Genomic DNA, 12538 nt, shown 5'->3' with positions numbered 1-12538 from the left:
GATAAGCAAAGTTGCTCGCAAACTTGTGCATCCTGGTTAACTTATTCGATTGGCAGTGGAAACTCAGTTTCACTAGCGATACAAGGCGAAGCCGCAGGGGAGCGTGTGAAATAAAGCAAGGTTCTCGGCTCCCCTATCAGTTAAACAGACAAATACCCACATCATGCCTACTCAATATCCGCAAACATCAAGAATGAGTAGATAACTTTTGCATGCAAAATTCTACAAAAAAGGCCGCGATTGCGACCTTATACTATCTAAGCAACTTCTTGTGACTTATGCCTGTAAATACTCATAAAAACATCCGAAACATTTTCTATATTATCTTTTCGTTTTGATAAACGGCCAGCAACAAAGCATGACTCTCTCCATATATCATCATCTTTTTGATAACTTAGATTTTCAACTGCTGAAGTAATTGCAGCTTTAAAAGCCGTTAAGTCATCAGACAACTCAACTCTTAGTCGGCTGATGAAATTAGCATAGCCAGCAATGAAAACGGAGTGAGGAAGAATAGAGATCTCGCGCAACTCTCTAGCATTCAAATTACGATAACGTATCCAACTATCACCAATCGCTAAATAGGAAGCCCACGCGACAGAAAGCAACTCTTCCTCTCTAGCTGTCACCTCATCATCTCCTTTAGCTCCAAGCATTATAAGGGAGCTATCAATTAGTGTTTTAAAAGGAAAAGCATTGTTATTCCTACCAGAACAAGTTGTTTTTTCATAATCGATTGACCACTTAGAGCGTGTTTCTTTGATAATAAATTCCTGACGAATCACACTTGCTGCAACACCTTTAGCCGCGACTTTTTTCTCATATAAGGCATTCAGTGACCCATTTGTTTTTGATGCTGTAGAATTAATAATTGAGAACTGGTGCTGCCTATCCGTTAAGCCTGTATCCATTCTTAACATAATGCTAACTGTATCATCCGGCATCATTTCATGAAGTGATAGTCCAATTCTATTAGCCACGTTCTTTAGCCCTTTAATCCCTGTAGCTCGGTGTTGGCCATCTATAAAATGAAACGGGAGGTTACAGGTATGGATAATATTACAAGCTGACCAAAAACAGATGCTTCACCATGTCTTGTGTCTGGTTCCTGAGCAAACTCAGTGGTCATAAAATCAAAATCATTAGCCATAAGCTTAGGAAATTTCTTTAGTTCAGGAGCATCATCTTTAATCATTGCCGTTAAACAAGGAATAACATAATCACTGCTATTCCCTTGGATATAACTAGTTACTTTTTTAGCTCTACCCTCACTCACTAATCGTTGAGACCGCCACTCTGGATTATTACTAATATCAGCCTCAAAAAAATCGGCCAGTTCATGCAAAGGCATTTGAACAACAAACGTCTGATACTTTCCTTGCTGACCTTTCACAGCTGCGAAATTCATTCGTGAAGGCTTGTCATTATTTAATTTAATATGTTGAACGGACGATAAAAATCCGTTTGTTCTTTTGTCTGAAGCCATTGGATGTCTCACTCATTTTTGATTTAATACGCTAACTGACAGTTTGAACTCATTCGTTCTGTCAGTGACCAAGGCGATTAGTTGGTAGCTGCCGCCTTGGTCTATTCCTGTAGCTTAAACGCTATCTGTCTCGTAGGTTGGTTGATGGTCTTGGTAGGTCACATGAAAACAATCTGCTATGTAACCGCTAATATTTTGTGTCAGGTGGTCACATTGCTCTGGAGCATTTTCTGGAAAAATGCCAGATTCCACATTAGTAGCAATTTGATCAATCGCCTCTTGTTGTTTACGCTCCCACGTAATCAAGCTATTTTCCAATCGCTTAGTCGGTCTTTCAAAAATCTCAGCCATTTCTATTTTGTCAGAAATTTTATTTATTTTTACTGTAGCTTTGTGCTCAGCCTTCCAAAGCTTTGCGAACAAGCGCATTTCTTGCGTTGTCATCTGCAATCTATTTGCCCAATCTTCGGCTTCTTGTTGCTCCCTCTTAAATTTAACTATTCGATTTTCACGTCCTCCATTTAGATATTCTGCAACCTCTTTGACCTCTAAGACGCTTTTCACATCTTCGAACGCAATAGATGAAATATCGAGAGCACAAACCATTCTATGCATATACTCAGGGAGCGTGACATCGATGATGCAATCAGAAGAAAGCTCTAACCCATATTGACCAAGTAGGGTATTGATTTCGTTGAAACGTTGCATATTTTTCTTAAATACTGACATCATATATCCCTTATTTCTCTGAACATCGTTTAAATGCAACCAATTTTTTCAAAAGAACTTGATGACGATTCATTAAAGCAAGCAATTTTTCCGCAACATCTGGTTTTGCTTGCGGTATGTTCCTTTGATAATTGTCGATACTCTCTGTAAGGTATTCTTCTATGCTATATGGTTTTGTCCTAGTTAGAACTTCTTCCATTTCTTTAATCGCTTCTTCGTGAGAATCACAAGGAGCTCCAAGTTCAATACCGTCAATAGATCCATAAAAGAATATGTATCCCGTCATTCCAAGAGCAGAAGGTGTTTTACATTCTGTTGTGATGTTAAATGATACGCTCATACAATTTTCCCCTTATGAAATTAGAATATCTTTGCACTCAGCATCAACAGCAGAATTAAACCCTCGATACCATTCCTGAAAATGAGGAATTGCAGAACCGACTTCACCCGTTGTATTAGCCTGTAACCAAGTCATTAAATCCGGATCATGCGCTGACATAGAAATGCCTTTTGCGTGGGCGTCTTTTCCCATTTGAAAAAGTGAATAATGAATCCACTCATGGATAAAGAACGTGCTATTAAAGCCCAGTTCATTCAACACTCTACGCACCTCATCTCTTGCGCCCAGTGAACCACCATATGAGCTATTGAGTAGAGTTTTTTTCAATTTTCACAACACGCTCATGGTGGTTATCTTTATGTCGAGTTCGGCAAGACACTTTAGCCCCTGTTACATAGATTGGATTTTCCGTTGCAAGATAGGGAGAATAAACCTGATCATTTAAACCAGAACAATCAGACTCAAGTTTGTTATTTTGGGAAGAGACAGAATCTTCCAGAGGCAATTTAGTTGTTGAGAGGTTAGTCATTGGGGAAGTCTCCTTTAAGGTATGGCAGTATTGCCTAACTTCTAATAGAGATCTTACCTTTTTCTTTTTAAAAAGTCAATAATGGCAATAAACTTTTGCATGCAAAATTTAAGATAAAGAGGCCGTTCCAGCGACCTCCTTTTTGCTATATTGTTATTGGTTGTTGTAACCATATCTTTTCTTTAAGCTGCTCTATCAAGCTCATAATGGGCAAATACGCCTGAAGGTAATCGATGCTTTGCCCTAATATTTGGTGTGCATTTGTCATAGGAACACCATCTATCAAACTCTCAGGAATCGATTTAAAACGAGCATGTTCAACAGGAGTAAACAAACGTTCTTTTCCATCTGGACGAACCAAGAAAGGTTCTGTGCTTCGTTTTTTTGCATAATGACGGCCTATTGTTCCCACTTTATTTTCATGACCTTGCAGCAATTGTCTTTTGAAACCTTTACCAGCTTCTTTATCTTTGACTGCTTTAGATTTTAAATACTCATTTTCCGCCCAATGATGTTCGGGTACATCTCTTTCAAGAAAATCCGCAACAGTACGTGACCGCAAAAGAACTTGCCCCATATCAAAAGACAGGCCATCAGCTACGCCATTAGATACAGCAATGAACCAATATCGTGCTCGATTTTCGAATGTGCCGGTGTCTTCACTATCCAGTATTCGATCCATCACTTTGTAACCCAATCTTTTCAATTCAGAGATAAGCAATAGATACATTGGCGAACCATAAGCTTCCGTTACATTCTCACTTACTAAGATGGCTGGATTGGCAGATTTAATGGCATTCACTACACCAAATAGCGAGGTAGCCCCTTCATGTTCCTCTGGTTTCAATTTATGTTTCGATTTTCCAGCGGTAGATAATCCCGCACAAGGCATTGAAAAGCTAAGCAGATCTACATTAGTTAAAAACTTTTGCTCAACCTCTTCAATTTTTCCTACATAAAAAGCCGTTGAATCTGTAATAGCCCAAGAATTTTTTGCAGCCGACTGAAGGTATTTAATTTCTGAATCAACAACCCAACACAACTCGCCAACAATACCCGCATCATTCAATCCATCATGAATAGCCGTAGTAGAAATTGCTCCCCCTGTACAAATGCTCGCTTCTTTTAATTGGCCAGCCTTAATATTATTAATTAGTTGCTGTTCTCTTTTTTTCTGGGCTTCCTCTTCATGGTGAAGAGTTATCGTGATCTTATTGCAAGTAAAGACTGCACGAACCCTTACACCTTCACCAAAGAAGTCAAAAAGCTCAGACAAATTTAGATCAATAATTGGAATATCTTTTCCGTTTCGGGTTCGTCCTGAAACTTTGTGAGAGCCGTTTTCATTGAGTTCCAAAACAAGCGCATCATCTTTAAATATTGGTGTATAGCGCAAGCCTCTAGTAAATCCCGCTGCCGCTAGTTTCACACCTTCAATCCATAAACGTGGGCGTCCTTTATTTGTTTTAATACCAGTATAAGTAACTTGTTTATTCATGATTCAGCCCTCACGCTTTAGTGGTGTAATGTTCTACTTTCAGAACTTCACCACCTTCTTGTTCAACATCCTTTTCAAGTTGTATTAGAGATTTTGTAATCATGCGCTTACTACAGGCGCTCAATTCGAAAGTTTCATCTTCGCTATCCGCATTAAAAACGTTGACCGTTGCGTGGTATTTAGTGCTCATAATATCAATCTCCTATTAGTCCGGCGGTATTGCCTAATTGATAATTAAATAATGACTTTAAAAGTCGGTAATGGAAATAAACTTTTGCATGCAAAATTTCAGCATGCAATGTCAAATGACAGCATGTAAGGTTGAAACCCTTTACCTGAAATTAATTTAAAACGAAGGCCGGAACTGAATCCATTTAGATCTGTTACTAGTGCGACCTCTCCAAGTGATTCCGAAATAAATAGAAAATCATAGTCCGTGGTTCTGGTTAACGTTTCACAAATTTGAACTAACTCATCAACAGAGTAACAACAGTTTTTCGTTACATGTTTTCTAAATGCTGACATTAATTTTTCTTGCTCTTCAACCTTAGTGAACTCTAAGCGTAGTGCTCTTGCTGCTTTTTTTTGAGTTAAGTCTTTTCTGCACTTATCTATGTGTTCAAACATCGCACGATAAGGAGAAAAAACATGTTGATTAGAATCTGAACAACCTGACTCAGAGATATCATTTTTGGATGAGCCTGAGTGCCCAGCGGCGAAACGCTGGTCGCTGACTGACACTGTAGAGTTACTTTGAGATGAGTTTAATTCTGACATGGCTCGCTACCTTTTGTTGTTTGAGTATCACTTCCGTTTTCGCCTGACTTCTTTAGCTCTAACCATGGTTCTCTTTTGCAAGGGCGCGTAGCGTTCACTTTACCCTTGCAAACGAGGTTCTGGTTTGAGATATCTAGAAGGCAGAGCAGGGAACGAAAGTGATGCGAGTAAAAGGTACATTCCTCCATAAGTTAAAACTCAGCTCTTAGTAACTCTTAGTGGCTGACAGTGAAATTTGTAATGAAGGAGCTTTGCTACTGAAGCGCAGAGAGCAAAGCGAACGAAAGGCATTTGTTCTTTAGCCCTGATTGTGACCCGTAGGGCTGAGATGGAGCTGACAGAGAATTTAGTTAACCTGATAAGCAAGGTTGCTCGCAAACTTGCGCATCCTGGTTAACTTATTCGATTGGCAGTGGAAGCTCAGTTTCACTAGTGATACAAGGCGAAGCCGCAGGGGAGCGTGTGAAATAAAGCAAGCCAAAGGCGTGGTTCTCGGCTCCTTTATTATTTATACAGTAGGGAAGAAAATTAAGAACTCAAGCACGTTAATAATAAACACCAATTTGATAAGAAGTGACCTTTGGATCTAATCCAAGTCAAACAAAGCTTTTGATTTATCACTAAGACGATAATAGATATTAGCGAACTTCTTACTTTTACTCTCATCAGCCTTCGATACGTTACCTAGGTGATCAATAACGATTTTTTCTAAGAACCCTTCAAGGTACATTGTACGAGTTGCTTTAAACGCATTCATAACTTGTTTTTCAGTCATAATTTCTACAAGAGAATTTAACTCATAATAATCTTTATTTTCTGGCTGAAAGGTATGCTTTATAACAACACTATTATCGAGCCCTTGCTCAAGCCAAGAAAACATCATGAGTATTTGGAAACTAACATTTGAACGGGGTAGGGCACTAAACTCGCTCAATATAGAAACTCTATCTTGAATGTTCATTATTTAATCCTTTTCTTGCTGTTTTTTAACTAGTTCGATACATATCCTAAGCCAATCCTGCCCTTGCTTTACATTTAGTGCATCAGGAAGTTTTTTAACCAATTCATCATAATTGGGCTTTTTACCACCTTCTATACGAATAAATAGGCCAATCATGGCAAACCATATATTAGAAGATGATGGAACCCAATCCGACAAATCCAACAAACAAAAGTAAGCTGCTTTAGCAATCCATTGAGGCATTACCTTATACACATCAGGCCGATAAACTCTTTTTCGCAGCCATTCAGTCGTCATTTCAGTTCTATCTGTAAATTCTTTCTCTTTTGCCTTGGCAAAAATCAATGCCGTACTGACATCGCGATCAGACTCTTGGCCAGAAACATTTTTGAAGAGCTCTAAAACTAACGAACGATATTCATACGTCAGTTTTTCATTATAATTTTCCATAGTTATTCACTTTCCTTTGCTTCTATTGCGACCTTGAGCCAGTCGCCCAGACAAGAACGCCACTGCTCATTAATGCTGTAGTTATTAAGTACGAGATAACGAGCAGCAATAGCTTTCTCGGTATCATTTTCTGGCTGCCACCCAGCATCAACTAAATAATCAAAAGCGGCTCTACAAGCCCACTGTGGAGCTGATTGATTAATAACCCATTGTTTAAGAGTGTTGCCAGGAGGAACCGCACGTTCATCAATATACATTTTATTGATAGCGATGTTAGTTAGTCTCTCAGCGGCAGCTTTACTTGTTCCAGAAAAACAAAAAGAGTACCACTTGATTAAGTTGGCTCGGTTGGCATTGACTATTTTAGCCAATGCCGAGCGACGACTAAGATGCATAACCGACCAAAGTAACTTTACTGACGGGAACAGTAACTTTGTCAGTAGAGTTATCTAGAACAACAACTATATGACCTTCTTCAGCGTGGCCAGATAAATCAATAGTGCCAAGTTTTCCGTCAATATTTACACGAACACCAGTCACTTTAGTACGGGAGTTTTTTCCATTTTGTTTCAACGTCTTTTTATCGGTTTTACCTTTTCCAGCCTTAAGCGTTTTGGTTAACTCCTTAGCTTCATTTCGAGAAACAGAATCACTACTATCTAATAACGATTGAACAGATTCAGGGTTGATTTTGTGAGCAATTCGAAGAGAGTTGATAGTATCTACATCCCCAATCTTATCTTCATCAAATGCTTTAATAATAATTTCAGGAGACAACGCGGCATTTATTGCAGCCGAAACACGAGATTCAGATACCCTTACCGCTTCAGCAACTTGTTTATTCTCCCAGTTGTGCTCTTCTTTAAGTGCAAGATAACCATTTCCTTCATCCACAGGGTTCAACTGCTCACGTTGAATATTTTCTATTAGCTGAGTTACTAAGTTGCCTTTACCGATAATGCATTTAACATGCGTGATTTTGTCAGAGAGCATGATCGCACGCCAGCGACGTTCACCTTCCTGAATCACAAACCCTTTGGCATCTTGCGCACCAACGCGAACAGGAGAGCGTTGTCCTTGCTCCTCGATGGTCATGCGAAGCTCATCAATCCCACTAAACTTAGTTCTAACTTGTTTAATTGAATATAAAGACTGTTTGGGTATTTCAACAATAGTCTCATTTGACTCACGTACTTGAGAATCCGATTCATCAAAAATGTCGTCAATACTTCCGTTATCTCGGCTAGAACGTCTACTCATTTTCTTTACCTTCTACACGAGTTATAAACTCATTAATAAACGCATTAAAACCAAATTTTTCCGCATGACCAGGCATATATTCATTAAGCGACTGACCTTGACTTACTGCCTCAGTAACTTTAACGGTTTTGAATAAGTTGTTTTCGAAAATCAAATCACCATATGTCTGTTTTAACTCGTTAGCGTTGTGTTTCTGAGTATTGGTAGCAGGTTTTTCCAGTAGATTCATAACAATACCAGCAACTTTCAAGTTAGGGTTACTGCGTTGTGTTTTACGCATAGTGTTCATTATCGTAGCAACTGCATTTACCGATTGTGGTTCAGCATGAGTAACCACTAAAAGGTAATCTGAAGTAAGCAAAGCTGCATGTTGTATAACGCGACTGGAAGGAGGACAGTCAAGCAGGATGAAATCAACATCTGGCTCAATCAATTCAACACTATCTTGGAAGTTATAGATCTCATCCATATCGATGCGCTCAATTTGATTGGACGTAGCAACCACGTACAAACCATTACCAGCGTCATAGGGCTGTGGTTTAGTTGCTGATTTAAACATTCCCCAACATGATGCGGGATTATCATCATTGTAAGAAGCGTCACTGATAAGCTCTTTTGCCAAAAGGTTAGTAAGGCCATTTCCCTGTGGGTCTAAGTCAATTACCAGTACCCGCTTATTAGCAGCGGCAAGGTTTTTAGCTAGATTTACACAGGTCGTTGTTTTACCAACTCCACCTTTTTGGTTTGCTATTGCTACGATAGTAGACATATTTATCTCCTTTGAGTATGACGTATTCGCCTGAATTAAAACCAGTTTATTCTCTTTTATTAAAAAGTCAATGATGGAAATAAACTTTTGCATGCAAAATTTACACTAGTAAATTTGGTCATCCATCGCATCTTTGAGTTCATGCAACACATTGACATCTGTCACTTCAGATAAAGTGGTTGATGCGTAGAAAGGGGCAAAAGACATTTTAATATCATCTACGCTATTGAAGAACCCCAAACAAAGAGGTCTTTTGTTTTCTTTCCGAGCTTAGCAGCGGAACGGTTCAATCGAGACAAGGCTTGTACACACAAAACTCCGGCAAGCTGTTTATCTACGTACATGGAACACAATTTAGACTGGTCAAAACCCGTAAAATATTTATTGGCAACAATTAACAAGCGGTAATCCTCGGTGTTAAGTTTGTCCTTGGTTTCACTTTCAGAAAACCCATTTGTCAGGCCAACTACCTTTATCTTCAATGAGATATAAACGTTTTAGGGTCGAATTATCACTTTCTTTTCCAGTAGATATCCATTCATCCAAAGTACCACTACCAAACTTAATATCTATCGCAGCCTCGCGAAACCGCAGTAAAGCTTGTCTAGTGTACTGGTTGTAATAATTACTATTTTAGTGGATCAGATGTTGTTTCGATGCCTTGATAAGATACTTTTATATGAAAAAGGACAACCATGTGGTTTTTCTGTTTTTTATTGTACCTTCTCGACTACAACAGGAAAGAAAGATCTGCACTTAGACAATTTGTTTATCGAACCAAAATATCACGGGTAGGGATTTAGTAAACAGGTCCTTGCATATTTGTCGAAATTAGCAGATAAAAATAATTGTGCTCGTTTTGAATGGTGGGCTTTAAAAACTAATATGCTGTTCATAGAATTCTATGAACGAATTAGGGCATATAAGTTGGACGAGTTGGTTATTTTTCGATTGAATGAAAAAGAAATATTAGATCTAGCTAATGCTAACCTGTTAGTTTCTTGAGGTTGATATTTATACTAATCATGAAATACAATAGACTAAAGATAAAGTTTAAGTTCTTTGTAATAGTAATGTGTATGATCTCAAAATTATTTGCTTCACCTCAATGCAAAATAGAAGTGTCGGTTGAAAATGATCATCAGGCATTATATTTTGAGCCATTTTATGTTTCAGAAGGAATTTGGGGTAAGACAGTGGTCTACTGCTTGAAAGTAAAATGGATTGCCGTGAAGGTAGGAGTAGTTCTCACTATTACATGCCTATCTTTGTTGTAAAACCATCAGATGGGGATGTCAGTATTACTCATGGAGATGGTTTTTGTAAGTATTCAGCGAAAATTCTTCCAACAGAATAGGGCCTCGTGCTACTAAACAAAGTTAAAAACTTAAAATTTTATTGATAGGCTGAGTCATGGAAATATACTATACGAACTCTTTGAAAAATGTTGATTGGAACCAAGTATCAAATTTGTTTGAAATCGTAGGCTGGGGTAAGAGAAATCCAAAGCAAGTCAAACAGGCTTTTAAGGCTAGTAGTTTTGTGCGGTTTGCGTACCTTGACGGAGAACTCATTGGTGCAGGAAGAACAGTTGATGATGGTGTGTATTATGGGTGGATAGTGGATCTCGCCATACTTCCACAATTTCAAGGGAAAGGTGTGGGTAAACACATTTTATCGGAACTAGAGATAGAGCTTCGCCCATACATTACAACAATGCTGACGGCTGCTCCTGGCAAGAGTGGATTCTATGAAAAATTGGGGTGGTGTAAACAACGATCTGCATATATTTGGCCGCGTTCAGAGGGGCAAATAACAGAGTTCACATAGCATGTGAAATGCCTTTTTCTCCGAGAGTGAAGGGTTTCTGTTCTACCCCCTGCCAACTGTGAAATTGCCACTGGCCTTTTGGGTTGATGAAGTATTTTTGGGCGATCCAAGTTTTAGACTTTGTTGGATGACGCCTTTTAACCCAGTGTCATATTGGCAATCGGGAGTTGAGTTGCTTGATATCTTGTTGTTTTTTCAACGACTTCGGCTTTCACGAAACGAGCGGTTTCAGGTTGTTCTGCTGTTTGTAATCGTTGTCGCTTTGCAAAGAATATCGACAGGCTCACGCCATGTTGCTTACAGAAGACTCGCTGAGTTACATTGCGATTTTCGTATTGTTCTAACAGGATTTTCCATTCTTGGTTGGTGCATCGCATAGTCATTTTCAACTCTCCTTATTTTGTAGAGAGTTGATCTTATGATGATGTATGACTGATTAAAATGCGGTTTATGATGCACTTACGCTCTAGTGCAGCTTGAGCTTGTATATAAATTGTATTCCACAGTACAACGGCATTAGTGACTAGACCAAGCGACCCCAATTAATCTTCTTGGCCTTCTCGATACCGCTTACGTATTTCACCTCGTTGACCGTGGCAAATAGCTCTGGCAACGGCATGGCCACTCTCGCCTCGGTTAAATTGGGTTAGAATTTTGCGTCGATAGTCTTCATCATCAATATAATTCAGTAAATATAACGTTTTATTGATACGACCAGCTTCGATAATAGCCTGAGCCAGACTTGATGGACGGTTACTTTTGAGTAACGAACTAATAAGTTCTGATGCTTGTACTTTTCCCAGCTTAAGAGAGCCTGCAATACGCATCATCTCAATGAAGCTATATTTTTGCGGATTTACGCAGCGTCGTGCTAACTCATCGAATACGCCATAATCCGCCTCTTTATCTACGCGCCAAAATACTAATTCTCTCGCGTCGGCTAATCGCGGCGAAAATTGATACCCCAACAACCAGAATAAGCCAAATACCATATCACTGGCTCCAGCGGTATCCGTCATGATCTCTATTGGGTTTAATCCGGTTTTCTGTTCAAGCAAACCTTCCAGTACGAGTATGGAATCTCGAAGTGTTCCTGGTATAACAACTCCGTGAAAACCAGAAAACAGATCGGAGACGAAGTTGTACCACTTGATACCACGGCTAGGGCCAAAGTATTTACGGTTCGCTCCTGAATTGATGGTTCTCACGGGTGTGATAAAACGCATCCCGTCAGCCGAGACAACTTCAGCACCGCCACTATGTTTAGCTAATGCAAGAGTGGATTGAAAATCGACGAGTTTCGCATTGGCCTTTACGAGCGTTTCAGATCGAAAATAGTTTTGCTTAACCCAACTGAGTCGGTGCCTGGTTAAGGCGGGGATATGAGACTTTATCAATGTTTGTGATGGTTAGAATCGGTCGTTTCCCCGATATATCAATACCCACTAAATCATTATCGTCAAAATTGGTGGCAACCTGATGATAGGTTGTATCCAACTACTTGACTAACGCATCGATGGCCTCTTTTGCGTTTAGTGGGTATTCCCAGTGAACGGCAGACCTGAATCTGGTTTGAGTGCCATTCTTGACCCTGTAATAACTTGGCTCTCGAATCGCCCCAACGAGCGCTGTTTTCTACATAAATATCTCTTGGGCGTAAGCTGTCCTGTAACTTATCCAAAAAGCACAATGTGTAACCTCGCCTCGTCACCCGCTGGAGCTGTGGAGAATTCAATATCATGAAGTAGTTTTGGCAGGAAACGCCGAACTCGTCCGTACTGTTCAACCATCTCATCATGAAAAATTGTCATCATAAGGTCGGGCTAGCTTGTGTATGGTAGAAATAGAGAGTGCCAGTTTTTTTCATGAAAATGTAGCAAAGATTGATGGATGTAGAGAATCATCGTCT

At 39.4% G+C, this 12538-nt stretch carries 15 protein-coding genes and 3 pseudogenes; 1 reads left to right on the top strand and 17 read right to left on the bottom strand.

Going from position 1 to position 12538, the window contains the following annotated elements; translation table 11 throughout:
- Nucleotides 1-257: 257 nt before the first annotated feature.
- The 15 genes and pseudogenes from CHJ_RS23830 to CHJ_RS23760 form a co-directional block, all read right to left on the bottom strand.
- Nucleotides 258-980 (bottom strand): DNA sulfur modification protein DndB, encoded by a 723-nt coding sequence (locus CHJ_RS23830; protein WP_317919377.1) that lies wholly within the window; start codon nucleotides 978-980, stop codon nucleotides 258-260.
- A 41-nt stretch (nucleotides 981-1021) separates the two neighbouring features.
- Nucleotides 1022-1486: a DNA sulfur modification protein DndB gene (locus CHJ_RS23825; RefSeq protein ID WP_317919376.1), complete on the bottom strand. Its 465-nt coding sequence runs from the start codon at nucleotides 1484-1486 to the stop codon at nucleotides 1022-1024.
- 114 nt (nucleotides 1487-1600) lie between these two features.
- Nucleotides 1601-2218, bottom strand: coding sequence for a hypothetical protein (locus CHJ_RS23820; protein WP_317919375.1), 618 nt, complete (start codon nucleotides 2216-2218; stop codon nucleotides 1601-1603).
- A gap of 7 nt (nucleotides 2219-2225) precedes the next feature.
- Nucleotides 2226-2555, bottom strand: a complete 330-nt coding sequence (locus CHJ_RS23815) for a hypothetical protein (RefSeq protein WP_317919374.1) — start codon at nucleotides 2553-2555, stop codon at nucleotides 2226-2228.
- Nucleotides 2556-2567: 12 nt separating this feature from the next.
- On the bottom strand, nucleotides 2568-2882 hold the full coding sequence (locus CHJ_RS23810) for a hypothetical protein (protein WP_317919373.1): 315 nt from the start codon (nucleotides 2880-2882) through the stop codon (nucleotides 2568-2570).
- The gene (locus CHJ_RS23805) at nucleotides 2860-3084 is read right to left on the bottom strand and encodes a hypothetical protein (protein ID WP_317919372.1); all 225 of its coding nucleotides are present in this window, start codon (nucleotides 3082-3084) and stop codon (nucleotides 2860-2862) included. The genes CHJ_RS23810 and CHJ_RS23805 overlap by 23 nt, the downstream gene beginning before the upstream one ends.
- Before the next feature lie 145 nt (nucleotides 3085-3229).
- Entirely contained in the window at nucleotides 3230-4582 is a 1353-nt protein-coding gene (locus CHJ_RS23800) for a DNA cytosine methyltransferase (RefSeq protein WP_317919371.1), read from the bottom strand.
- A 10-nt stretch (nucleotides 4583-4592) separates the two neighbouring features.
- Nucleotides 4593-4772, bottom strand: coding sequence for a hypothetical protein (locus CHJ_RS23795; RefSeq protein ID WP_317919370.1), 180 nt, complete (start codon nucleotides 4770-4772; stop codon nucleotides 4593-4595).
- A gap of 98 nt (nucleotides 4773-4870) precedes the next feature.
- Nucleotides 4871-5359 carry a hypothetical protein gene (locus CHJ_RS23790; RefSeq protein WP_317919369.1) on the bottom strand — a complete coding sequence of 163 codons (489 nt, stop codon included), beginning with the start codon at nucleotides 5357-5359 and terminating at the stop codon, nucleotides 4871-4873.
- Nucleotides 5360-5945: 586 nt separating this feature from the next.
- Nucleotides 5946-6320, bottom strand: coding sequence for a hypothetical protein (locus CHJ_RS23785; protein WP_317919368.1), 375 nt, complete (start codon nucleotides 6318-6320; stop codon nucleotides 5946-5948).
- Nucleotides 6321-6323: 3 nt separating this feature from the next.
- A complete protein-coding gene (locus CHJ_RS23780; RefSeq protein WP_317919367.1) occupies nucleotides 6324-6770 on the bottom strand; it encodes a hypothetical protein in 447 nt (148 codons plus the stop codon).
- A gap of 2 nt (nucleotides 6771-6772) precedes the next feature.
- Nucleotides 6773-7165 (bottom strand): hypothetical protein, encoded by a 393-nt coding sequence (locus CHJ_RS23775; RefSeq protein WP_317919366.1) that lies wholly within the window; start codon nucleotides 7163-7165, stop codon nucleotides 6773-6775.
- On the bottom strand, nucleotides 7155-8030 hold the full coding sequence (locus CHJ_RS23770) for a ParB/RepB/Spo0J family partition protein (RefSeq protein ID WP_317919365.1): 876 nt from the start codon (nucleotides 8028-8030) through the stop codon (nucleotides 7155-7157). Before CHJ_RS23770 ends, CHJ_RS23775 begins: the two co-directional genes overlap by 11 nt.
- A complete protein-coding gene (locus tag CHJ_RS23765) occupies nucleotides 8023-8799 on the bottom strand; it encodes a ParA family protein (protein WP_317919364.1) in 777 nt (258 codons plus the stop codon). The genes CHJ_RS23770 and CHJ_RS23765 overlap by 8 nt, the downstream gene beginning before the upstream one ends.
- Before the next feature lie 117 nt (nucleotides 8800-8916).
- A pseudogene (locus CHJ_RS23760) lies at nucleotides 8917-9254 on the bottom strand (UvrB domain 3-containing protein); the annotation flags it as partial.
- Between the two features lie 958 nt (nucleotides 9255-10212).
- Here CHJ_RS23760 and CHJ_RS23755 point away from each other — a divergent pair.
- Nucleotides 10213-10629: a GNAT family N-acetyltransferase gene (locus CHJ_RS23755; RefSeq protein WP_317919363.1), complete on the top strand. Its 417-nt coding sequence runs from the start codon at nucleotides 10213-10215 to the stop codon at nucleotides 10627-10629.
- Between the two features lie 143 nt (nucleotides 10630-10772).
- Here CHJ_RS23755 and tnpA read toward each other — a convergent pair.
- Both tnpA and CHJ_RS24190 read right to left on the bottom strand, forming a co-directional pair.
- Nucleotides 10773-11012 (bottom strand): annotated as a pseudogene (gene tnpA, locus CHJ_RS23750) (IS66 family insertion sequence element accessory protein TnpA); the annotation flags it as partial.
- Nucleotides 11013-11111: 99 nt separating this feature from the next.
- Nucleotides 11112-12489 (bottom strand): annotated as a pseudogene (locus CHJ_RS24190) (Tn3 family transposase); the annotation flags it as partial.
- Between the last annotated feature and the right edge of the window lie 49 nt (nucleotides 12490-12538).

Source organism: Vibrio sp. MACH09 (genome assembly GCF_033238805.1).
Lineage (GTDB): Bacteria > Pseudomonadota > Gammaproteobacteria > Enterobacterales > Vibrionaceae > Vibrio.
This window is presented reverse-complemented; position numbering and strand designations above follow the sequence as displayed.

Coding starts and splice junctions, on each gene's coding strand:
- CHJ_RS23820 (WP_317919375.1), bottom strand. CDS start 2,218: ATGATGTCAGTATTTAAGAAAAATATGCAACGTTTCAACGAAATCAAT.
- CHJ_RS23775 (WP_317919366.1), bottom strand. CDS start 7,165: ATGCATCTTAGTCGTCGCTCGGCATTGGCTAAAATAGTCAATGCCAAC.
- CHJ_RS23800 (WP_317919371.1), bottom strand. CDS start 4,582: ATGAATAAACAAGTTACTTATACTGGTATTAAAACAAATAAAGGACGC.
- CHJ_RS23815 (WP_317919374.1), bottom strand. CDS start 2,555: ATGAGCGTATCATTTAACATCACAACAGAATGTAAAACACCTTCTGCT.
- CHJ_RS23825 (WP_317919376.1), bottom strand. CDS start 1,486: ATGGCTTCAGACAAAAGAACAAACGGATTTTTATCGTCCGTTCAACAT.
- CHJ_RS23790 (WP_317919369.1), bottom strand. CDS start 5,359: ATGTCAGAATTAAACTCATCTCAAAGTAACTCTACAGTGTCAGTCAGC.
- CHJ_RS23795 (WP_317919370.1), bottom strand. CDS start 4,772: ATGAGCACTAAATACCACGCAACGGTCAACGTTTTTAATGCGGATAGC.
- CHJ_RS23755 (WP_317919363.1), top strand. CDS start 10,213: ATGGAAATATACTATACGAACTCTTTGAAAAATGTTGATTGGAACCAA.
- CHJ_RS23785 (WP_317919368.1), bottom strand. CDS start 6,320: ATGAACATTCAAGATAGAGTTTCTATATTGAGCGAGTTTAGTGCCCTA.
- CHJ_RS23805 (WP_317919372.1), bottom strand. CDS start 3,084: ATGACTAACCTCTCAACAACTAAATTGCCTCTGGAAGATTCTGTCTCT.
- CHJ_RS23770 (WP_317919365.1), bottom strand. CDS start 8,030: ATGAGTAGACGTTCTAGCCGAGATAACGGAAGTATTGACGACATTTTT.
- CHJ_RS23765 (WP_317919364.1), bottom strand. CDS start 8,799: ATGTCTACTATCGTAGCAATAGCAAACCAAAAAGGTGGAGTTGGTAAA.
- CHJ_RS23780 (WP_317919367.1), bottom strand. CDS start 6,770: ATGGAAAATTATAATGAAAAACTGACGTATGAATATCGTTCGTTAGTT.